This is a genomic window from Actibacterium sp. MT2.3-13A (assembly GCF_018139985.1).
Classification (GTDB): Bacteria; Pseudomonadota; Alphaproteobacteria; order Rhodobacterales; family Rhodobacteraceae; genus JAGSOU01.
Genome location: NZ_JAGSOU010000003.1, coordinates 51395 through 71024, shown reverse-complemented (window position 1 = coordinate 71024; position 19630 = coordinate 51395). Strand labels below are relative to the sequence as shown.

Genomic DNA, 19630 nt, shown 5'->3' with positions numbered 1-19630 from the left:
GCGAAAAGCGGCGAGATGTGATCGCCGCGCTCTTGCGAAACATTCAAACTTTTGTATGTTTCGCGCGTCGGGATTTTTGGGCGCCCGCGCGGCCCGCGCGGTCCGCCCGCCATCTGGGAGGTCAATTTGGAAATCAAACCCATCGCGCCGAGCTTCGCGGCGTCTCCGCAAATCCGCCCCGCCGATGTCGCGCGGGCCGTGCAGGCGGGCTACAAGACCATCGTCTGCAACCGCCCCGACGGCGAGGCCGACGATCAGCCCCCCGCCGCCGAGATCGCCGAGGCCGCTCGCGCCGCGGGGGTCGAGTTCCGCTACCTGCCGATCAAGCCCGGCCAGTTCACCGACGACCTGATCCGCAGCTTCGAGGACGTGCTGAGCACCTGCAAGGGCCCGATCCTGGCCTATTGCCGGACCGGCACGCGCTCGTCCACGCTGTGGGCGCTGACCCGCGCCAAGATGCTGTCGCCCGACGCGATCCTCGCGGCCACGTCCAAGGCCGGCTATGACCTCAGCGGTCTGCGCCCGATGATGGAGGAGCGTTTCGGCGCCGAGGTCCACACCCCCCGCCCCGAAAGCTACGACGTGCTGATCGTGGGCGGCGGCGCGGGCGGCGTGGCCACCGCGGCCTCGCTGCTCAAGCGCCGCCCGCATGCCCGCGTGGCGATCATCGAGCCGCGCGAGGAGCATTACTATCAACCCGGCTGGACGCTGGTCGGCGCCGGCGTGTTCGAAAAGGGCCAGACCATGCGCCGCATGGGCGAGGTTCTGCCCGACGGCGTGAAATGGATCCGCGGCGCGGTGGCCGGATTCCTGCCCGAGAAGAACGAGGTGGCGCTGGAGAACGGCGAGCGCTACGGCTACGAGGTTCTGATCGTGGCGCCGGGACTGAAGCTGAACTGGGACGCGGTGGAGGGGCTGTCCGCCACGCTGGGCAAGAACGGCGTGACCTCGAACTACCGCTACGACCTCGCGCCGTATACTTGGGAGCTGGTGCGCGGCCTGCGCAAGGGCAAGGCGCTGTTCACCCAGCCGCCGATGCCGATCAAATGCGCCGGCGCGCCCCAGAAGGCGATGTATCTGTCGGCCGACTACTGGCTGCGCACCGGGGTCCTGAGGGACATCGACGTGGAGTTCTGCAACGCCGGCGGGGTGCTCTTCGGGGTGCCCGAATATGTCCCCGCGCTGATGGAATATGTGGAACGCTACGACGCCACGCTGTCCTTCAACCACAACCTGGTGAAGGTGGACGGCGCGAACAAGGTCGCCACCTTCGAGGTGACCGACGGCGAGACCACGACCACCGTCGAGAAAGAGTTCGGGATGATGCATGTCTGCCCGCCGCAAACGGGCCTCGACTTCATCAAGGCCTCGCCGCTGGCCGACGCCGCAGGCTGGGTGGACGTGGATCAGGCCACGTTGCAGCACAGGAAATACCCCAACATCTTCGGCCTCGGCGACGGTTGCAGCACGCCCAACGCCAAGACCGCCGCCGCCGTGCGCAAGCAGGCCCCGGTGGCCGCGGTCAACGCGCTCGCCGTGCTCGATGGTCACGATCTGGTGGCGCAGTATGACGGCTACGGCTCCTGCCCGCTGACGGTGGAGCGCGGCAAGATCGTGCTGGCCGAGTTCGGCTACGGCGGCAAGCTGATGCCCTCCTTCCCCGAATGGATCATCGACGGCAAGCGTCCCTCGCGCCGCGCCTGGTTCCTGAAGGAGCGGATGCTGCCGCCGATGTACTGGCAGGGCATGTTCCGGGGCCGCGAATACCTCGCCCAGCCAGACATGACCTTCAAGAAGATCGGCACCGAATGAGAAAAAGCCCCCGCATCCCGATGCGGGGGCTTTTTGTCGGGGCGAACCGGCGCACCGCGTCGGCCCAGCCGCCACTCCGATCATGTCCCCCGCCCGGGGTTTGCGCCGGACAGCGCCCGCCCGGCCCTCAGGCGGGCGGGTGCTCGCCGGTCCTCGAATGCCCAGCCTCGGACATGCCGCGCCGCAGCCGTCACTCCGGCAACAGGGCGCGGTCGGTCGTCTCTCCGCCATTTCGGCACAGGACCGCGCCGCCCAGCACGGCGCGGTAGGTCTCCAGCGGGACCTGCTCGGCCCGGATGGCGCAACCGCTTTTCTCATAGGCGAACAGCACCATGCTGTTTCCGGTGCAGTAGAACACCTCCACCCGGTCGGGCGGGCAGCCCACGCCCCTGTCCTCGCAGGGATAGGCGCCGAGCAGCCGGTCGCGGTGCGGCGCGGGCAGTTCGAAATGGAAGATGCCGGGGTTCATCTGCTCGACGCTCGCCACCCAGGCCGCCCAGGGCAACAACCCGTTGGCCGCGCAGGGGTCCGCCCCCGCCCCGGCCGGCGCGGCCAGGGCAAGCGCTGCGCCCGCCGCCAAGAAGTTCCGCCCGACCATGCCCCCTCCCGAGATTTCCGCCCGGCAAGGATGGCAGGCGGCGCCCGGCCTGTCCACCGCGGCAGCGCTCAGCCGAGGACCGCCCTCACCGCCTGCGCGGTCACCTCGACCACCCTGTCGGCCTCCGCGCGCGTCAGGCACAGCGGCGGGGCGAAGCCTATGATGTCGCCCTGCGGCATGGCCCGGGCGATGACGCCCTGCCTGGCCATCTCCCCCACCACCTGCGGCGCGAGTTTGCCCGCCGGGTCATAAAGGCGGCGCGCGGCGCGGTCCTCGGCCAGTTCCACGGCACAGAGCATCCCCTCGCCGCGCACCTCGCCCACATGGGCATGCCCGCCCAGCGCGTCGCGCATCGCTCCCAGGAAATGGGCGCCGGTCTCGCCCGCGTTCCGCACCAGGTCCAGCTCGTCGATCAGTTTCAGGTTCGCCACCCCCGCCGCGGCCCCGATCGGATGCGCCGAATAGGTCCAGCCGTGGCCGATCGGGCCGTTCTCGTCCGTGCCCTGCTCCAGCACCTTCCACATCTTCTCCGAGACGATCGAGCCCGACAGCGGCGCATAGGCCGAGGTCAACCCCTTCGCGATGGTGATCAGATCGGGCCTCAGCCCGTAGTGCTCGGAACCGAACATCGTGCCCAGCCGGCCAAAGCCCGTGACCACCTCATCCGCCACCAGCAGGATGTCGTGTCTTTCCAGCACCGCCTGGATCGCCTCCCAATAACCGGCAGGCGGCGGTACGATGCCCCCCGTCCCCAGGACCGGCTCGCCGATGAAGGCGGCGATGGTGTCGGCGCCCTCGCGCGCGATCAGCGCCTCCAGTTCTGCCGCGCAATGGGCCGAGAATTCCTCCTCGCTCATCGCGTCGTCAGCGCGGCGGTAGTAATAGGGCGCCTCGGTGTGGATCACCTGCGCCAGCGGCAGGTCGAATTTCTTGTGGAACAGCTCCAGCCCGGTCAGCGAGCCGGTCATCAGCCCCGAGCCGTGATAGCCGCGCCAGCGCGAGATGATCTTCTTCTTCTCCGGCCGGCCGAGGATGTTGTTGTAATACCAGATGAGCTTGATGTTGGTCTCGTTGGCGTCCGACCCGCTGAGGCCGAAATAGACCTTCGACATATGCGCAGGCGCCCGGTCGAGGATCATCTTGGAAAGCGTGATAGAGGCCTCCGTGCCATGCCCCACATAGGCGTGGTAATAGGCCAGCTCCTGCGCCTGCCGCGCGATGGCCTCGGCGATCTCGCGCCGCCCGTAGCCCACGTTCACGCAGTATAGCCCGGCAAAGGCATCCAGCAGCCGGTTGCCCTCGCGGTCCTCGATGAAGACCCCCTCGCCCCCGGTCACGACGCGCTGGGGCGCCTCGCCGCGGGCGAATTGCGCCAGGTGGGTCGAGGGGTGAAAGAAATTCTCCCGGTCCCATTGCTCAAGCAGATCGTTCCTCAGCATAGCCTTTCCTTTCCGTTCGCGGCGGCGCCCCGTCCCGGGCGCGCCTGTTTTCTTCTGGCCCCAAATATCCCCGCCGGAGGCGCCCGGCCTCCCGCACCGCGCCACGCCCGAAGGCGGTGCGCAGACCCCGCCTCAGGCCCAGTCGCGGCAGACGTATTTGACCTCCGTGAAGGCCTCCATGCCCTGACGCGCGCCCTCGCGGTTCACGCCCGATTGCTTCATCCCGCCAAAGGGAATCGGCGCGCCCGTCACCTTGGTGCGGTTCACCGCCACCATCCCGAATTGCAGGGCGCGGGTGCAGCGGTAGATGCGCCGCGGGTCCAGCGTGTGCAGATAGGCCACCAGCCCGTATTCGCTGTCATTGGCCCGCGCCAGAACCTCCTCCTCGCGCTCGAAGGGGGTCAGCGCCGCCACTGGGCCGAATGTCTCCTCGCGCATGATGCGGGCGCCGTCGGGCACGTCGGCCAGCACCGTGGGCCGGAAGAAGAGCGGCCCCGCCGGATGAACCTCGCCGCCGGTCAGCAGCCGCGCGCCCTGCGCCAGCGCGTCCGCGACATGCGCCTGCTGCTTGGCCAGCGCGGCCGCGTTCATCAGCGGGCCGATATCGGGGTCGTCCATGCCGCGGCCCACGCTCAGCGCCTCGGTCGCGGCGGCGAAACGGGCGCAGAATTCCTCGTAGACCGGGCGCTCGATGTAGAAGCGGTTGGCGCCGAGGCAATCCTGCCCCGAGGTGGCGAACTTGGCCTTGATCGCCTCGACCACCGCGCGGTCGAGATCGGCATCGGCGAAGACGACGAAGGGGGCGTGGCCGCCCAGTTCCAGCACCAGCCGTTTCACGGTGTCGGCACACTGGCGGTAGAGCAGCCTGCCCACGCCGGTCGAGCCGGTGAAGGACAGCGCGCGCACCCGCGCGTCCCCGGTCCAGGGTTTCACCACGGTCGGCGCGTCCCCCGTGACCACGTTGAACACCCCCGGCTGCAGCCCCGCGCGCTCGGCCAGTTCGGCCAGCGCCAGCGCCGAGAACGGCGTCTCGGCCGAGGGGTGCGCGACCACCGTGCAGCCGGCGGCCAAGGCGGCGGCAGCCTTGCGCGTCAGCATCGCCGAGGGAAAGTTCCACGGCGTGATCAGCGCGGCCACGCCCACGGGCTCCCGCCACAACTCGACCTCGGCGTCGGGCAGATGGCTGGTCACCCCCTCGATATTCGGGCGCTTGGCCTCCTCGGCGTAGAACTCGACGAAGCTGGCGGCATAGTCGATCTCGCCGCGCGCTTCGGAGATCGGCTTGCCCTGCTCCAGCACCATCAGCCGCGCCAGATCCTCGCGGTTCCCGACGATCTGTTCGAACCAGCGGCGCAGCAGCGCCGAACGCTCCTGCGGCAGGCGTCCGGACCAGCCGGCAAAGGCCGCCTGCGCCGCGTCCACCGCGGCCGCGCTCTCGGCCGCCGAGAGGCTGGCCACCTCGCCCAGATGCGCGCCGTCAGCGGGATCGGTCACGGCAAAGGTCGCGCCATCGGCCGCGGCGCACCAGCGCCCGCCGATATAGGAGAAACCGCGCACCAGCCGCGGGTCGCGCAGGCCGGAGAGGGCCGAAACGGGAAGGGGCTTTTGCGTGGTCATGACATACCTCCTGTGCCGGGTTGCACCGACACTGGCCCGTTTCCGGGCGAGGATGTGACCAAAGGCGCCCGCGGCCGGAGAAAAATCACCTTGCGCGCGCGGCGCGGGCAGTCACTTCTTCTGCCCGCCCTCGCCGAGCAGCATCTCCAGCGGCGGCAGCCCGGAGGATTTCACCGGCTTGGTCACCACATAGCTGTAATAGCGCGCCAGCCCGATCCGCGCATCGAGCATCCGGTCGATCAGTCGCTGGTAGCTGTCGATGTCGCGGGTGACCACCTGAAGCAGGTAGTCGAAGCCGCCGCCCAGCGCCCAGCAGCCGGTCACCTCGGGCTGCGCATCGATGGCGGTCTCGAAGCGGCGGAAATCCTCGGCCCGGTGACCCTCCAGCTCGACCGAGACGAAGACCATCACATGCGGGCCGAGCGCCTTGAGGCCGATCTCGGCGCGGTAGCCCTCGATGATCCCGGCCTTCTCCAGCCGCTTCAGCCTCTCCCAGCAGGGGGTGGGCGAAAGGTTGATCCGGCCGGCCAGCTCGGCCTTGGTGATGCGCCCTTCGCGCGACAGGATCCGCAAAATCTCCAGATCGCGATTGTCCAACCTTGTCATTCGGTTACGCCCTTGTCTTGAGGCCGGTTCAGGCGCATTTCTCGCGCGCCGCTGCATCGGTGGGGATGGCGCTGCCGCGGGCGCCCCTGCCGGAAAGATCGCAGATCGTGATCTGTCCGGGCGCGGGGCGCGCCGGGACATCCGCCGGTGATCGGACCGCCCGGCTCCGGCGGCAGGCCGCGGGTGCACTGGCCCGCCCGCTCGGCCGCGCGCCCCGCGGCCTCGGTCGGGATCAGGATGTCATGCGCCATGGCTCTGCCCTTTCGCGGAGATCGCGCCCAGCCGGACGTCTTTCCCGCCCACGATACGGGCGAACCGCGCCATGTCCAGATTGCGCCCGGTGACGATGGCGCCGAGCGGTTGCATGTTCGCCAGCTTCAGCCAGACCGGCCGCCCGGCGGCCGCGCGGGCATCCGGCGCGGGCACCAGGGGGGCGCCGGTCGCCACCGGGGCGATCCGGGCCCGGCCACGCAGGATGTCGGCCAGGGTCGGGGACATGGGGCCTCCTTGTCGCGGACAGACACGAGAATGTCGCGTCGGGCAGGTTCTTGGCGGCGGCGTGCGACATTGTCACAGTGGGCGCAGGCGTAACGCATTCGCAACGCAGCACGCGCCCCCCCCAAAAGTCAACATCCCGCATCCCTTACCCGGAGTCCGCCCATGTCCGAACAGCATGCCCCGTTCAGCCGTGCCGAATACGACCGCCGCCTGGCCAAGACCCGCGCCGCGATGGAGAAGGCCGGCATCGACCTTCTGTTTGTCGAGGATCCCTCGAACATGGCCTGGCTGACGGGCTATGACGGCTGGTCCTTCTATGTGCACCAGGGGGTGCTGGTGTTCCACGATGCAGACCCGCTGTGGTGGGGCCGCCGGCAGGACGCGAACGGCGCGCTGCGCACGGTCTGGATGGTGGACAGCCAGGTGCATGGCTATGCCGACCATTTCGTGCAATCGACCGAGCGCCACCCGATGCAGGACCTGGCCGAGATCATCCTGGCGCGTGGCTACGGCGACAAGCGGATCGGCGTGGAGCTGGAGAATTACTATTTCTCCGCCAAGGCTTACCTGACCCTGCGCGAGGAACTGCCCGGGGCCGAGCTGATCGACGCCACGGCGCTGGTGAACTGGCAGCGCGGCGTGAAATCGGACGAGGAACTGGGGTTCATGCGCCGCGCGGCGGCGATCTCCGAGCGCATCGTCGATGGCATCGTCGAGCGGGTCGAGCCCGGCCTGCCCAAGAACGAGCTGGTGGCCGAGATCCTGCGCGACGCGATCCGCGGCACGGGCGAGGACTGGGGCGATTACCCGGCGATCGTGCCGCTGCTGCCCTCGGGCCCCGATGCCGCCGCCCCGCACCTGACCTGGGACGGCCGCAGGTTCGAAACCGGGGCGGCCACCTTCTACGAGATCTCGGGCTGCTACCGCCGCTACCATGCGCCACTCTGCCGGACGGTCTTCCTCGGCACCCCGCCCGAGCACATCCTCCGCGCCGAGGCGGCACTGGTCGAGGGGCTGGAAGCGGGGTTGGAGGCCGCGCGCGCCGGCAACCGCGCCTGTGACATCGCCAATGCCCTTGCCGCGCCGCTGACGCGCGCGGGCATCGAGCGCGGCGCGCGCTGCGGCTATCCGATCGGGCTGAGCTACCCGCCCGACTGGGGCGAGCGCACCGTCTCGCTGCGCACCGAGGACGAGACCGTGCTGGAGCCGGGCATGACCTTCCATTTCATGCCGGGGCTGTGGATGGAGAACTGGGGGCTTGAGATCACCGAGTCGATCCTGATCCGCGACAGCGGCCCGGCCGAGACCTTCTGCAACCGCCCGCGCAAGCTGATCGTGAAGGGCTGACATGGGACGGCTGCAAGACACCGAGGCGCTGCTGGCCGAGCTGATCGGTTTTCCCACCGTTTCCTCCGACAGCAATCTCGACATGATCGCCTTCCTCGCCAACCGGCTGGAGGATATCGGCGCGCGGGTCGAGGTGCTGGCCGACAGTTCGGGCACCAAGGCCAACCTCTTCGCAACGCTGGGCCCGGAGGGGGACGGCGGCATCGTGCTGTCGGGCCATACCGACGTGGTGCCGGTCGCGGATCAGGACTGGTCCACCGACCCCTTCGCCCTGCACCGCGGCGAGGACGGGCGGCTTTATGGCCGCGGAACCTGCGACATGAAGGGCTTCATCGCCGCCGCGGTGGCGATGGCGCCGGACTTCGCCGCACAGCGTCTTTCGCGCCCGATCCATTTCGCCTTCACCCATGACGAGGAGGTCGGCTGCCTCGGTGGGCAGGCGCTGGTAGAGGCGCTGCGCCTGCGCGGCCTGCGTCCCTCCATCGCCGTCATCGGCGAACCGACGCTCATGCATATCGTGGAGGCGCACAAGGGCTGCTGCGAATACACCGCCGAATTCATCGGGCTTGAGGGCCACGGCTCGGACCCTGACGCTGGCGTCAACGCCGCCGAATACGCGGTGCGCTATGTCACCCGCCTGCTGGAACTGCGACAGGCGCTGATCGAGCGCGCGCCGTCGAACAGCCCCTTCCACCCGCCCTGGACCACGATCAATCTCGGCCGCATCGCGGGCGGCGTCGCGCATAACGTGATCGCCGGCAAGGCCGAGGTGGAATGGGAAATGCGCCCCGTCCAGCAGGCCGACGCCGATTTCGTGAAAGAGGAGATCACCCGCTACGTCGAGGAAGAGTTGCTGCCGGCGATGCGTGCGGTCCATCCCGCCGCCGACATCTCGACGCAGGTGATCGGCGAGGTGGCAGGGCTGGAGCCGATGCCCGGCAACGCCGCCCGGGCGCTGGTGGCGCAGCTGACCGGACGCGACGCTGCGGAATGCGTGGCCTTCGGCACCGAGGCCGGACTATTCCAGTCGCTGGGCATGTCGGCGGTGGTCTGCGGACCGGGCTCCATCGCGCAGGCCCACAAGCCAGACGAGTTCGTCAGCCGCGACCAGCTCGACGCCTGCCTGGGCATGCTGGCCGGCCTCGCGCCGATGCTGATGGCCGTGCCGCGCAGCGCCTGAGGTCAGGGCGCCCTTGCCCGGCGGAAACCGCCGGGCAGTAGAGCCTGCGATCTCAGCCCTTCGCCTGCCGGACCGCCTGATCGAACATCTCGCGGCCGAGATCGACCAGCTTGCCGGTCTCGTCGGTGTATTGCTGCATGGCGCGTTCCAGGAACCGGCTCTGGATCTCGGCCAGCTGGGTGAGGTCGCGGCAGGCCAGCAGCTCCTGCTGGGTCCGTGCGTCCTCCTCCAGGCGGTCCTGCACGAAGCCGACGAATTCCTGGCCGTAGCGCCCCATCGCCTCGGCCACGGCGCCGTTGAAGGCGGTCATCCGCCCCATCGCCTGGGCCTGGGCCTGCATGAAGGCCGCGAAGGGATTGGTCAGGTCGGTCGGGTCCGGTTTCTTCGCCATTGCAGGGCCTCCTTTTTTGCCTGTGGCGCTTCTCATACAGCAAAAGGCGGCGCAGGCAAAACCTCAGGCCACCCGCCGCCCCTGAACCCAGGTCGCGCGCACCATCGGCGTGCCCTCGATCCGGGCGACACGCACAAGATCCGCGCGCGCGCCGATCTCGATGCGGCCACGGTCGGGCAGACCGGCGGCGTCGGCCGACGCCCGGGTCACGGTGGCGATGCCGCGCGCCATGTCGTCCCACAGGTCGCCCAGCATCACCGCCGCCATCATAAGCGCCGAGGGCACATAATCGGACGAAAGGATATCCAGCAGGTCGCACTCGGCCAGATCCCGGGCCGCCACGTTGCCCGAATGCGACCCGCCCCGGATCAGGTTCGGCGCCCCCATCATCACCGCGATGCCGTGGTCGTGGCAGGCGCGCGCGGCCTCGACCGTGGTGGGGAACTCGGCCAGCTTGATGCCATGCGCGGCCGAGGTGGCCACATGCGCGGCCGTGGTGTCGTCATGGCTGGCCAGGATCGCGCCGTAGCGCCGCGCCTCGGCCACCGCCGCCGCCTCGTGCCGGTCGCCCAACCGCGCGCGCAGCTCGGTCAGGTTGGCGACATGCTCGGCGAACTCGGCCTCGGAGAGGTTGTTCTTGCCCATCACATATTGCCTGAGCTTGGAGATGTCGCGGAATTGCCGCTGGCCCGGCGTGTGGTCCATCAGGCTGACGATGCCCACCCGGTCGTGATCGGTGAATTCCGCCATCTCAGCCACCAGCGTTTCCGAGCAGACCTCGGCGCGCAGATGCAGGAAATGGCTGATCCGAAGGGCGTCCCTGGCGCGCAACTCCAGCAACTCGGAGGCGAGCTGGCGGGCATAGGCCTTGTAGCGGCCCTTACCCGTGGGGATCGAGCCCACGCGCATCGCGTCGAAGACGGTGGTGATGCCCACGCTCGCCAGTTCCGCGTCATGGGCGATGATGGCGCTGGCGTGCGGCCAGTCGACCCTGGGGCGGGGCTGGATGTGGCGCTCCAGGTTGTCGGTGTGCAGTTCGATCAGGCCGGGCATCAGCAGATCGCCGCCGCAATCCACAGCGCCCGCGGGCACGCAGGCGCCGGCGTCGATCGCGGCGATCCGGCCATCTTCCACCCGCAGCGCGCCGCGCAGGGTCTCGGTCGGCAACACCAGCGTGGCATTGGCGAAAACGGTCTCAGACATGCATGTCTCCTTGAGGAAGATCGCGGGCCATGCCAAAGCTCGGGCGCATTTGAGGCGCAGGACAAGGCAGGGACAGGCCATGTGGGATTACAGGCGTTACGCCATCTATTTCGCGCCTGAGCCGGGGCCGCTGGCCGAATTCGGCGCGGCCTGGCTGGGCTGGGACCCGGCAACGGGCAAAGAGGTGGCGCACCCGGATGTCGCCGCCCTGCCCCGCCCGGTGGCGGAGCTGACCGAGACGCCGCGCAAATACGGCTTTCACGGCACGATCAAGCCCCCCTTTCGCCTGGCCGGCGGACAAAGCGCCCAGGCGCTGCACGCGGCGGCGCAGGCGCTCTGCGCGCGGCTGGCGCCGGTCGCGCTGGAGGGGCTGGGGCTGTCGCGGCTGGGCGCCTTCCTCGCGCTGACGCCGAAAGGCGACACCGGCGCGCTGGCGGCACTGGCGGCAGAGACGGTGCGGGCGCTCGACCGGTTCCGCGCGCCGCCGTCCGAGGCCGAGATCGCCCGGCGCAACCCGGCACGGCTGAGCCCCGCGCAGCGCGCGCTGCTGGAGAAATGGGGCTACCCCTATGTGCTTGGGGAATTCCGCTTTCACCTGACCCTGACCGGAAGGCTGGAGCGCGGCGAAGCCGGGGCGGTCGAGGCCGCGCTCGGCCCCGTCGTGGCCCCGCTCCTGCCCGCGCCCTTCCGCGTGGACAACCTGTGCCTGTTCGGCGAGGCGGAGGACGGGCGGTTCCATCTGCTGCACCGCTACGCCCTCTCGGGCTGAAGCGCGGCCAGCATGGCGGCGACCGCGTTGCCGAGCGCGCCGTCATTGCGGATCTCGCGCGCCTCCACCCCCTTCGGCAGGGCGAAGCCCGCGCGCCCCAGTCGCGCGGCGATCTCGCCCGCGCTTTCGCGGCCGCGCGCGGCCAGCCGTTCGGCCAGCACCTCGGCGCTGGCGGTGACCAGCAGCACCGCCATCTGCGGATAGCGCGCCACCGCCGCAGCGAGCACCGCGCGCGAGCCGTTGAAGACCACGTCGCGGCCCTCGGCCAGCGCCCGGTCGATGCTGGCGGGAATACCGTAATAAAGGCCATGCGCCTGCCACCACAGGGCAAAATCGCCCGCGTCGCGCCGCTTCAGGAACTCGGCCTCGGTCACGCCGTCGAACGCCTCGCCGCCGGCATCGGCGGGGCGGGTGATCACCCGGCGCGCCAGCACCAGATCCGGCCGACGCGCGCCGGCCGCGGCCATCAGCGTGTCCTTGCCCGCGCCCGATGGGCCCACCACGGCAAACAGCCGCCCGGCCATCACGCCGCCCGCGGCGTGAAGCCCGACACGTCGAGTTCGCGGTCGCAGACCCGGTCGCGGGCGGCCTCGTCATGGAAGATGCCGAGGATCGCGGCGCCGCGCGCCTTGGCCTCCTCGATCAGGTCCAGCACCACCTCGCGGTTGCGCGCATCGAGACTGGCGGTGGGCTCGTCCAGCAGTAGCGCCGGGTAGTCGTGGGCGAAGCCGCGGGCGATGTTCACGCGCTGCTGCTCGCCGCCCGAGAAGGTGGTGGGCGACAGGCCCCACAGCCGCTCGGGGATGTTCAGCCGCGCCAGCAGGGCGCGGGCGCGCGCCAGCGCCTCGTCGCGCGCGACGCCCACGCAGAACAGCGGCTCGGCCACCACCTCGACGGCGGGCACGCGGGGCACGACGCGCAGGAACTGGCTGACATAGCCCAGCGTGCGGCGGCGCAGGTCGAGGATCTCGCGCGGCTCGGCGCTGGCGACATCGACGCCGCCCACCAGGATCATTCCGCCTTGCGACAGGTAATTGCCGTAGACCATCCGCATCAGGGTGGATTTTCCCGCGCCCGAGGCACCCACCAGCGCCACGCATTCGCCGCGGGCCACGCTGAGGTGCGCCCCAGCCATCACCGGGATCACCGCGCCGCCCTGGTTGTGCAGGGTGAAGCTTTTCTCAAGGTCGCTGATCTGGATCATCGGTCCGTCCTTTGCGGGGGCGCTAGAGCCAGCCCCGCCATTTGAAAAACAGGAAGGTCAGCCCCGCCGAGGCCACCATCAGCGCCAGCGCCACCGGGTAGCCCCAGGGCTGGGCGAGTTCGGGCATATGGGTGAAGTTCATGCCGTAGAGCGATGCGATGAGCGTCGGCGGCATGAACAGCGCGGCCACCACAGAAACAATGCGGACGGTGTCGTTCTGCGCCAGGTCGATCATCCCCATCGTGGCCGACAGCACCAGGCTGACCTTCGAGGACAGGAAATCGGCATGTTCGACCAGCGCGTGAATGTCCGCCAGCTGGGTCGCGATCACCGCGCGCAGCGGGCTCGTGCCATCCTTGGGGCCGGGCGCCACGACGGTCTGCATGAGAAAGCCGAGGCCGCGTTCCAGCGTCAGCAGCGACAGGCGCAGCCGGCTGAGCACGTCGCCCGCGCGCGCGACGCGCTCAAGCACCGTCTGCAATTGCGCGCTTTGCTGGCGGGCGCCGTGGCCCGGCCTGCCCAGCACGTCGCGCGACACCCCGTCGAGCCTGTCGCCCACCCGCTCCAGCAGGTCGGCGAGCCGCGCCACGATCTCCTCGGTCAGGCCCAGCGCCACGGCCTCGGGCGTGGCGCAGCCAAAGCCGCTCTTGTCGGCGCGCTGCGGATAGGTCTGGAAGGGGCGCGGCGCGTGGTGGCGGATGGTGATCAGCCGCTCCGGGCCCAGCATGAACGTGACCGGCCCCGTCGAGATCGTTTCATCGGGCTCCAGCGCCGGCAGCATCACGGTCACCACATCGACGTCGCCCTCGCGGTAGAGCCGGTTGGAGATCTCGATCTCCTTCATGTCCGCGAGGCTGGGCAGCGTCGCCCCGGCGGCCAGCGGCGCGGCGCGGGCGAGATCCTCCTCGGTCGGCTGGAACAGGTCGATCCAGATCGTCTGCTCCAGCGCCTCCCCGGCGGCCACCAGCCGCCCGTCGCGATATTCGTAGGCCGACAGCATCCCGCTCACACCTGCAGAACCGAGGAGACCAGCAACTGCGTGTAGGCATGCTGCGGGTCGTCCAGAACCTGATCGGTCAGGCCGGTTTCCACCACCCGTCCCGATTTCATCACCATCAGCCGGTCGGCGAGCAGCCGCACCACCGCGAGGTCATGGGTCACGATGATCGCCGACAGCCCCATCTGCCGCACCAGCCCGCGCAGCAGGTCCAGCAGGCGCGCCTGCACCGAGACGTCGAGACCGCCGGTGGGCTCGTCCATGAACACCAGCCGCGGCCCGGTGACGAGGTTGCGCGCGATCTGAAGCCGCTGCTGCATGCCGCCGGAGAAGGCGCTGGGGCGGTCGTCGATCCGATCCGGGGCGATCTCGACCCGTTCCAGCCAATCCAGCGCCTGTTCGCGGATCTGACCGTAGTGGCGCGCGCCCACGGCCATCAGCCGCTCGCCGACGTTGCCGCCCGCGCTGACGCCCATGCGCAGCCCGTCGCGCGCGTTCTGGTGCACGAAGGCCCAGTCGGTGCGCGCCAGCATGCGCCGCTCGGGCTCGGACATGGTCACGGTGTCCCTCGGCCCCTCGGCGCGGGTGTCGAACAGGACCTCGCCGGCGTCGGGTTCAAGATGCCCGGCGAGGCAGTTGAGCAGCGTGGATTTCCCCGAGCCGCTCTCGCCCACGATGCCCATCACCTCGCCCGGATAGAGGTCGAAGGAGACATCGGCGCAGCCGATGCGGGCACCGTAGCGCTTGGCGATGTTGCGGACGTCCAGCAGAGGCGTCATTGCCCTCTCCTTCTTGCCGGCCGGGGCTTTTCCGAAAAGTCCCGGCAAAGATCCTGGGAAGATTTTTCCGCGCTCATGCCGCGCTGTCCTCAGCGGGCACGCCCAGCGCGCCGAGATGGCCCTCCGCCCGGCGCGTGGCGCAGTAATCGGTGTCGGAACAGACGAACATCCGCCCCCCTTCATCATCCATGATCACCTCGTCGAGATAGGTGTCGCCGGCCCCGCACAGCGCGCAGGGCTGATCGACCTTGCTGGCCTCGAAAGGATGGTCCTCGAAATCGAGGCTGACAACACTTGTGTAGGGCGGCACCGCGTAAATGCGCTGTTCGCGCCCGGCGCCGAACAGCTGGATCGCGGCCATCTCCATCTTGGGGTTGTCGAATTTCGGGATCGGGGACGGGTCCATCACATAGCGCCCCTGGACCTTCACCGGATAGGCGTAGGAGGTGGCGATCTTGCCGTGGCGCGCGATATCCTCGTAGAGCTTCACATGCATCAGCCCGTATTCCTCCAGCGCGTGCATCTTGCGCGTCTCGGTCTCGCGCGGCTCGAGGAAACGCAGAGGTTCGGGGATCGGGACCTGGTAGACCAGGATCTGCCCCTCGCCGAGCGGCTCTTCGGGGATGCGATGGCGGGTCTGGATCACAGTCGCCTCGGCCGTGCGCTCGGTGGTTTCCACGCCGGCGGTGCGTTCGAAGAACTTGCGGATCGAGACCGCGTTGGTGGTGTCGTCGGCGCCCTGGTCGATCACCTTGAACCGGTCCTCTGGCGTCAGGCAGGCGGCCGACACCTGCACGCCGCCGGTGCCCCAGCCATAGGGCATCGGCATCTCGCGGCTGGCGAAGGGCACCTGGTAGCCGGGGATCGCCAGCGCCTTGAGCAGCGCGCGGCGGATCATCCGCTTTGTCTGCTCGTCGAGATAGGCGAAATTATATTGGTTCAGGTCGGTCATGTCCGGGCCTCACCTGCCTGCCCCGCCTCGGCGCGCAGTTTGCGCACCAGTTCAAGTTCGGACTGGAAGTCCACATAATGCGGAAGTTTTATGTGCTCGAGGAAGCCGGTGGCCTGGATGTTGTCGGCATGGCTCAGCACGAATTCCTCGTCCTGCGCCGGGGCGCCCACATTGTCCTCGCCCAGTTCCTTCCAGCGCAGCGCGCGGTCGACAAGCGCCATCGAGATCGCCTTGCGCTCGGTATGGCCGAGGGTCAGGCCGTAGCCGCGTGTGAATTGCGGCGGCTCGGTCTTGGAGCCCTTGAACTGGTTCACCGTCTCGCACTCGGTGAGGGTGATCTCGCCGATCTCGACGGCGAAGCCGAGCTCGGGGATGTCCATCTCCACGGCCACCTGCCCCACCCGCAGCTCGCCCACGAAAGGGTGGTTGCGGCCGTAGCCGCGCTGGGTGGAATAGGCCATTGACAGCACGAACCCCTCGTCGCCGCGGGCCAGCGCCTGCAACCGCAGCGCGCGCGAGGCGGGGAACTCCAGCGGCTCGCGCGTCAGGTCGCGCGGGGGCTCGTCGCTGGCCGTCTCTTCCTCGATCAGCCCGTCGCGGTTGAGAAAGCCGGTGATATGCGGCACCGGCCCCTGCTGCGGTTCGGCCTCGGCCGTGGGCGGCACCGCGCCGTCGGCGGCCAGCCGGAATTCCAGCAGGCGGTGGGTATAGTCGAAGGTCGGCCCCAGCACCTGCCCGCCCGGCGCGTCCTTGAAGGTGGCCGAGATGCGGCGGTCGCAGGCCATCGCGCCGGTGCCCAACGGGCGCGAATGGCCGATGCGCGGCAGCGTGGTGCGATAGGCGCGGATCAGGAAGATCGCCTCGATCAGGTCGCCGCGCGCCTGCTTGATCGCCAGCGCGGCAAGGTCGGGATCGTAGAGCGAGCCCTCGGCCATCACCCGGTTGACGGCCAGCGCCAGCTGCTCGCGGATCTGTCCGACCGACAGCTCGGCGATGGCTGTGTCGCCGCGCCGCTCCTCGGCCAGCCAGGAATGCGCATTGTCGATGGCGCGCTCGCCGCCTTTCACTGCGACATACATCAGTCAGCCTCCACCTTCGTCGTGCGGGGCAGCGCGGCCAGCCTGTCGCCGGCGGTGAAGTAGAAATCCAGCCCCAGCGGAAACAGCAGCGCATTGCGCTGGAAGGCCGCGATGTCCGGCAGGCTGAGCGCGGCCACGTCCTTGATGCCGGGGCCAGTCAGCCGGGCGCGCAGCGCAGAAAGGCCCTCCATCTCCACGATCAGCGTGGCCGAACGATCGGGATAGTCCGGCACGCCGATGCGGTAGGCGTCGAGCGGCTGAAGCGCGGCCCAAGCGCCAACGGCAAAGACCGCCTCGCCCGGCCCCACCAGCGGCGCGCCGGTGTGGAAGGTCAGCCAGTCGCGCAGCGCTGGCCGGTCATGCGAGGGCGCCAGGTGAACCGGCGTCTCGGCATCGGCCAGCGTCAGCAGCAGCGTGCCCGCTGCGGGCGACAGCGGCGCGGGCGGCGTGGCGCCGGCGATGGCCTCGATCCGGCCGGGCCGGGCCATCGCCTGCAGCGCGGCGCGGAAGGCGCGGGCGGCCTCCACCGGGGCGTCCGCGAAACCACCTGTCAGGGATTGCGTGTCCATCAGTCCTCTCCCCGCACCATGGTGAAGAACGCGACCTTCGTCGCCGCAGCCTTGGCCGCGCGGGTGGCGGCGGCGGCCTCCAACTCGGCGGCGAGAGGCTCCAGCACCTTCTCGCGCACCTCCGCGGCGGCATCGGTCTGCATGAGCGCGTCCAGCAGCGCCGCCTGCTCGGCCTTGGCCTTGTCGCGGCCCTGCACATAGGCGTGGCCCACCGCTCCGCCCTCAAGCCGCAGGGCGCAGCGGGTCACGGTCATCTCTCCGAGGTTGAAGGGCGCGCCGGTGGCGCCCATGCGGCCGCGCACCATCACGCCGCCGATCTCGGGCGCACGCAGCCAAGTGAAGCCGGGTGAAAGGCCCAGCGCCGCCCAGCGCCGCGCCAGCGCCCCGGCCGGGGCCTTGGCCAGCAGGCTGATCCAGCCCTGTCTCGTGTCGATCTTGCCCATGTAGACAGCTTGCCGATTTGTCTAGATTTATATACAACTAGACAAATTCTTACGCCCGCCCCCCGAGTCGCACAAGCGCGGCGGTGTGAAATTTTGGTGACAGCATGGCCCGCACCCCGATCTGGAAGTCCATCGCCGCCGCCCTGACCGCAGAGATCGGCGAGGGCCACTATCGCCCCGGCGACAAGCTGCCCACCGAGGCGGCGCTGGCGCGGCGGTTCGGCGTCAACCGCCACACGGTGCGCCGGGCGCTGGCCGAGATGGGCGCGCGTGGTCTGGTGCACGCCCGCCGCGGCGCGGGCGTGTTCGTCGCCGCGCAGCCGACCGATTATCCGATCGGGCGGCGGGTGCGGTTCCACCAGAATCTCGCGGCCGCGGGGCAGACGGCCGAACGGCAGGTCCTGCGGCTGGAGACCCGCCCCGCCGACGCGCGCGAGGCCGAGGCGTTGACGTTGGAGACCGGCGCGCCGGTGCATGTCTTCGAGGGGCTGTCGCTGGCCGACGGCGCGCCGCTGGCGCTGTTCCGGTCGGTTTTTCCGGCGGCGCGTTTTCCGGGGCTTCTGGCGGCGCTGGAGGAGACCCGCTCGATCACCGCGGCGCTGGCCCGCGCGGGGCTCGACGACTACACCCGCGCCTCGACCCGGCTGACGGCTCAGGGCGCGACCGCGACCCAGGCGCTGCACCTGCGGATCGCCGAGGGCGCGCCCGTCCTGCGCACGGTCAGCGTGAATGTCGATCCCGCGGGCCGGCCGGTGGAATACGGGCGCACCTGGTTCGCCGGCGACCGCGTGAGCCTGGTGGTGACGCCGGAATAGGTTGTTTTCCGGGGCTTTCTGTCACATCGGCGATACAGATCCGGGTTATCCACAACCCAAAGTCCACAGATGAGCCGCCGATGCCCCCGTTCCTTCCTCCCCTGCGCTTCACCGGTGCCACGATCCTGCGCGACGGCGAGATGCAGCAGCGCTCGCTGGCGATCGCCGATGGTCGGATCACCAAGGGCCCGCTGCCCGAGGTGGATCTCAGGGGCTACCTGATCCTGCCCGGCATCATCGACCTGCACGGCGACGCCTTCGAGCGCCATGTCGCGCCCCGCCCCGGCGCCCCCTTCGCGCTGGAGCTGGGGCTGGCCAGCACCGACCGCGAGGCCGCGGCGAACGGCGTCACCACCGCTTGGCTGGCCCAGGGTTGGTCCTGGGAGGGGGGGCAGCGCGGCCCCGACCAGGCCGAGCGGCTGATGGCCGCGCTCGACGCCTACCGGCCGCGGGCGCTGAGCGACCTGCGCCTGCAGATCCGCTGCGAGACCCATCTGGTGGACAGCGGCCCGCGCCTGCTGGCCGCGGTCGAGCGGCACGGGATCGACTATGTGGTGTTCAACAACCACCTGCCCGAGATCCCGGACGGCGCCCGGGAAAAGCACGAGGTGGTCCGGATCTGGGCGCGGCAGACCGGGCGAAGCGCCGAGGAACATCTGGCGCTGGCCGAGGCCGCGCTGGCCCGCGCCGCAGAGGTGCCGCGCCACCTGTGCCGGCTGGCCGAAGCCTTCGACCGGCTGGGCGTGGCTTATGGCAGCCATGACGATCCCGACGGCGAGACCCGCGAAGGCTATTCCATGATCGGCGCCCGGATCGCCGAGTTTCCCACCGCGCGCCGCGCCGCAGCAGCGGCCAGGGCGATGAACGACCCGGTGCTGATGGGCGCGCCGAACGTGGTGCGCGGCGGCTCGCAATCGGGCAACGTGGCGGCGATGGACCTGATCCGCGAAGGGCTCTGCGACGCGCTGGTGTCGGATTACCACTACCCCTCGCTCGCCCATGCCGCCTGGCGGCTGGCCGACGAGGGCGTGATGGATCTGCCGCGCGCCTGGGCGATGATATCGACGCGGCCGGCGGAGATCCTGCGTCTGCCCGACCGCGGGCGGCTGGATTATGGCCGGCGTGCCGACCTGGCGGTGATCAACGCGGCCAGCCGGACGGTGGAGATGACCATCTCGGGCGGGCGGCTGAGCTACCTCTCGGGCGAGGCCGCGCATCGCTTCGCCGGCCGCATCTCGGGCTTGGACATGGCGGCGGAGTGAGGCGTCAACCCGCCTGAAGGCCCCCTTTTCCTGGGCGATACCCCGTCCAGCCATGCCTCGCAGATGGGCG

The 19630-nt window shown here is 69.8% G+C and carries 21 protein-coding genes; 6 read left to right on the top strand and 15 right to left on the bottom strand.

Annotated features, from left to right (window positions below; translation table 11 throughout):
• The first annotated feature begins 126 nt into the window (after positions 1–126).
• Positions 127–1812: a bifunctional protein tyrosine phosphatase family protein/NAD(P)/FAD-dependent oxidoreductase gene (locus KCI33_RS03915; protein WP_212523453.1), complete on the top strand. Its 1686-nt coding sequence runs from the start codon at positions 127–129 to the stop codon at positions 1810–1812.
• A gap of 190 nt (positions 1813–2002) precedes the next feature.
• On the opposite strand, the gene KCI33_RS03910 is transcribed toward KCI33_RS03915, so the two are convergent.
• From KCI33_RS03910 to KCI33_RS03890, 5 genes are all read right to left on the bottom strand, one after another.
• Positions 2003–2410 carry a hypothetical protein gene (locus KCI33_RS03910; protein WP_212523452.1) on the bottom strand — a complete coding sequence of 136 codons (408 nt, stop codon included), beginning with the start codon at positions 2408–2410 and terminating at the stop codon, positions 2003–2005.
• Positions 2411–2478: 68 nt separating this feature from the next.
• The gene (locus tag KCI33_RS03905) at positions 2479–3849 is read right to left on the bottom strand and encodes an aspartate aminotransferase family protein (protein ID WP_212523451.1); all 1371 of its coding nucleotides are present in this window, start codon (positions 3847–3849) and stop codon (positions 2479–2481) included.
• Between the two features lie 132 nt (positions 3850–3981).
• Positions 3982–5466, bottom strand: a complete 1485-nt coding sequence (locus tag KCI33_RS03900; protein WP_212523450.1) for an NAD-dependent succinate-semialdehyde dehydrogenase — start codon at positions 5464–5466, stop codon at positions 3982–3984.
• Between the two features lie 111 nt (positions 5467–5577).
• Positions 5578–6072: an Lrp/AsnC family transcriptional regulator gene (locus tag KCI33_RS03895; RefSeq protein ID WP_212523449.1), complete on the bottom strand. Its 495-nt coding sequence runs from the start codon at positions 6070–6072 to the stop codon at positions 5578–5580.
• Between the two features lie 240 nt (positions 6073–6312).
• Positions 6313–6570 (bottom strand): hypothetical protein, encoded by a 258-nt coding sequence (locus tag KCI33_RS03890; protein WP_212523448.1) that lies wholly within the window; start codon positions 6568–6570, stop codon positions 6313–6315.
• 162 nt (positions 6571–6732) lie between these two features.
• Between KCI33_RS03890 and KCI33_RS03885 the strand changes: the two genes are divergently transcribed.
• Together KCI33_RS03885 and argE are read left to right on the top strand one after the other, a co-directional pair.
• Entirely contained in the window at positions 6733–7917 is a 1185-nt protein-coding gene (locus KCI33_RS03885; protein ID WP_212523447.1) for a M24 family metallopeptidase, read from the top strand.
• A 1-nt stretch (position 7918) separates the two neighbouring features.
• A complete protein-coding gene (gene argE / locus KCI33_RS03880) occupies positions 7919–9097 on the top strand; it encodes an acetylornithine deacetylase (RefSeq protein WP_212523446.1) in 1179 nt (392 codons plus the stop codon).
• Positions 9098–9149: 52 nt separating this feature from the next.
• Here argE and KCI33_RS03875 read toward each other — a convergent pair whose 3' ends face one another.
• Together KCI33_RS03875 and KCI33_RS03870 are read right to left on the bottom strand one after the other, a co-directional pair.
• Positions 9150–9488 (bottom strand): phasin family protein, encoded by a 339-nt coding sequence (locus KCI33_RS03875; protein WP_212523445.1) that lies wholly within the window; start codon positions 9486–9488, stop codon positions 9150–9152.
• Between the two features lie 63 nt (positions 9489–9551).
• Complete coding sequence (locus KCI33_RS03870; protein WP_212523444.1) at positions 9552–10691, bottom strand: alpha-D-ribose 1-methylphosphonate 5-triphosphate diphosphatase; 1140 nt, start codon at positions 10689–10691, stop codon at positions 9552–9554.
• A 79-nt stretch (positions 10692–10770) separates the two neighbouring features.
• Here KCI33_RS03870 and KCI33_RS03865 point away from each other — a divergent pair, with 79 nt between their 5' ends.
• Complete coding sequence (locus KCI33_RS03865; protein ID WP_212523443.1) at positions 10771–11460, top strand: DUF1045 domain-containing protein; 690 nt, start codon at positions 10771–10773, stop codon at positions 11458–11460.
• On the opposite strand, the gene phnN is transcribed toward KCI33_RS03865, so the two are convergent.
• From phnN to phnG, 8 genes are all read right to left on the bottom strand, one after another.
• Positions 11442–11984, bottom strand: a complete 543-nt coding sequence (gene phnN, locus KCI33_RS03860) for a phosphonate metabolism protein/1,5-bisphosphokinase (PRPP-forming) PhnN (protein ID WP_212523442.1) — start codon at positions 11982–11984, stop codon at positions 11442–11444. The two genes, KCI33_RS03865 and phnN, sit on opposite strands and share 19 nt — an antisense overlap.
• Positions 11984–12664, bottom strand: a complete 681-nt coding sequence (phnL, locus tag KCI33_RS03855) for a phosphonate C-P lyase system protein PhnL (protein WP_212523441.1) — start codon at positions 12662–12664, stop codon at positions 11984–11986. Before phnL ends, phnN begins: the two co-directional genes overlap by 1 nt.
• Before the next feature lie 22 nt (positions 12665–12686).
• The gene (locus tag KCI33_RS03850; RefSeq protein WP_212523440.1) at positions 12687–13664 is read right to left on the bottom strand and encodes a magnesium transporter CorA family protein; all 978 of its coding nucleotides are present in this window, start codon (positions 13662–13664) and stop codon (positions 12687–12689) included.
• A 5-nt stretch (positions 13665–13669) separates the two neighbouring features.
• A complete protein-coding gene (phnK, locus tag KCI33_RS03845; RefSeq protein ID WP_212523439.1) occupies positions 13670–14440 on the bottom strand; it encodes a phosphonate C-P lyase system protein PhnK in 771 nt (256 codons plus the stop codon).
• A gap of 73 nt (positions 14441–14513) precedes the next feature.
• The gene (locus KCI33_RS03840) at positions 14514–15383 is read right to left on the bottom strand and encodes an alpha-D-ribose 1-methylphosphonate 5-phosphate C-P-lyase PhnJ (RefSeq protein ID WP_282960706.1); all 870 of its coding nucleotides are present in this window, start codon (positions 15381–15383) and stop codon (positions 14514–14516) included.
• Positions 15384–15388: 5 nt separating this feature from the next.
• Positions 15389–16471 (bottom strand): carbon-phosphorus lyase complex subunit PhnI, encoded by a 1083-nt coding sequence (locus tag KCI33_RS03835; protein WP_212523437.1) that lies wholly within the window; start codon positions 16469–16471, stop codon positions 15389–15391.
• Positions 16471–17040, bottom strand: a complete 570-nt coding sequence (gene phnH / locus KCI33_RS03830; RefSeq protein ID WP_212523436.1) for a phosphonate C-P lyase system protein PhnH — start codon at positions 17038–17040, stop codon at positions 16471–16473. Before phnH ends, KCI33_RS03835 begins: the two co-directional genes overlap by 1 nt.
• Positions 17040–17483: a phosphonate C-P lyase system protein PhnG gene (gene phnG / locus KCI33_RS03825; protein ID WP_212523435.1), complete on the bottom strand. Its 444-nt coding sequence runs from the start codon at positions 17481–17483 to the stop codon at positions 17040–17042. The genes phnH and phnG overlap by 1 nt, the downstream gene beginning before the upstream one ends.
• A gap of 104 nt (positions 17484–17587) precedes the next feature.
• Here phnG and phnF point away from each other — a divergent pair, with 104 nt between their 5' ends.
• A complete protein-coding gene (gene phnF, locus KCI33_RS03820; protein WP_212523434.1) occupies positions 17588–18298 on the top strand; it encodes a phosphonate metabolism transcriptional regulator PhnF in 711 nt (236 codons plus the stop codon).
• A gap of 80 nt (positions 18299–18378) precedes the next feature.
• Positions 18379–19560, top strand: a complete 1182-nt coding sequence (locus KCI33_RS03815) for an alpha-D-ribose 1-methylphosphonate 5-triphosphate diphosphatase (RefSeq protein WP_212523433.1) — start codon at positions 18379–18381, stop codon at positions 19558–19560.
• Positions 19561–19630: the final 70 nt, after the last annotated feature.

Coding starts and splice junctions, on each gene's coding strand:
- KCI33_RS03885 (WP_212523447.1), top strand. CDS start 6,733: ATGTCCGAACAGCATGCCCCGTTCAGCCGTGCCGAATACGACCGCCGC.
- KCI33_RS03905 (WP_212523451.1), bottom strand. CDS start 3,849: ATGCTGAGGAACGATCTGCTTGAGCAATGGGACCGGGAGAATTTCTTT.
- phnG (WP_212523435.1), bottom strand. CDS start 17,483: ATGGGCAAGATCGACACGAGACAGGGCTGGATCAGCCTGCTGGCCAAG.
- KCI33_RS03895 (WP_212523449.1), bottom strand. CDS start 6,072: ATGACAAGGTTGGACAATCGCGATCTGGAGATTTTGCGGATCCTGTCG.
- KCI33_RS03850 (WP_212523440.1), bottom strand. CDS start 13,664: ATGCTGTCGGCCTACGAATATCGCGACGGGCGGCTGGTGGCCGCCGGG.
- KCI33_RS03865 (WP_212523443.1), top strand. CDS start 10,771: ATGTGGGATTACAGGCGTTACGCCATCTATTTCGCGCCTGAGCCGGGG.
- KCI33_RS03875 (WP_212523445.1), bottom strand. CDS start 9,488: ATGGCGAAGAAACCGGACCCGACCGACCTGACCAATCCCTTCGCGGCC.
- phnF (WP_212523434.1), top strand. CDS start 17,588: ATGGCCCGCACCCCGATCTGGAAGTCCATCGCCGCCGCCCTGACCGCA.
- KCI33_RS03910 (WP_212523452.1), bottom strand. CDS start 2,410: ATGGTCGGGCGGAACTTCTTGGCGGCGGGCGCAGCGCTTGCCCTGGCC.
- phnH (WP_212523436.1), bottom strand. CDS start 17,040: ATGGACACGCAATCCCTGACAGGTGGTTTCGCGGACGCCCCGGTGGAG.
- KCI33_RS03815 (WP_212523433.1), top strand. CDS start 18,379: ATGCCCCCGTTCCTTCCTCCCCTGCGCTTCACCGGTGCCACGATCCTG.
- phnN (WP_212523442.1), bottom strand. CDS start 11,984: ATGGCCGGGCGGCTGTTTGCCGTGGTGGGCCCATCGGGCGCGGGCAAG.
- KCI33_RS03835 (WP_212523437.1), bottom strand. CDS start 16,471: ATGTATGTCGCAGTGAAAGGCGGCGAGCGCGCCATCGACAATGCGCAT.
- KCI33_RS03870 (WP_212523444.1), bottom strand. CDS start 10,691: ATGTCTGAGACCGTTTTCGCCAATGCCACGCTGGTGTTGCCGACCGAG.
- KCI33_RS03890 (WP_212523448.1), bottom strand. CDS start 6,570: ATGTCCCCGACCCTGGCCGACATCCTGCGTGGCCGGGCCCGGATCGCC.
- phnL (WP_212523441.1), bottom strand. CDS start 12,664: ATGATCCAGATCAGCGACCTTGAGAAAAGCTTCACCCTGCACAACCAG.
- phnK (WP_212523439.1), bottom strand. CDS start 14,440: ATGACGCCTCTGCTGGACGTCCGCAACATCGCCAAGCGCTACGGTGCC.
- KCI33_RS03900 (WP_212523450.1), bottom strand. CDS start 5,466: ATGACCACGCAAAAGCCCCTTCCCGTTTCGGCCCTCTCCGGCCTGCGC.
- argE (WP_212523446.1), top strand. CDS start 7,919: ATGGGACGGCTGCAAGACACCGAGGCGCTGCTGGCCGAGCTGATCGGT.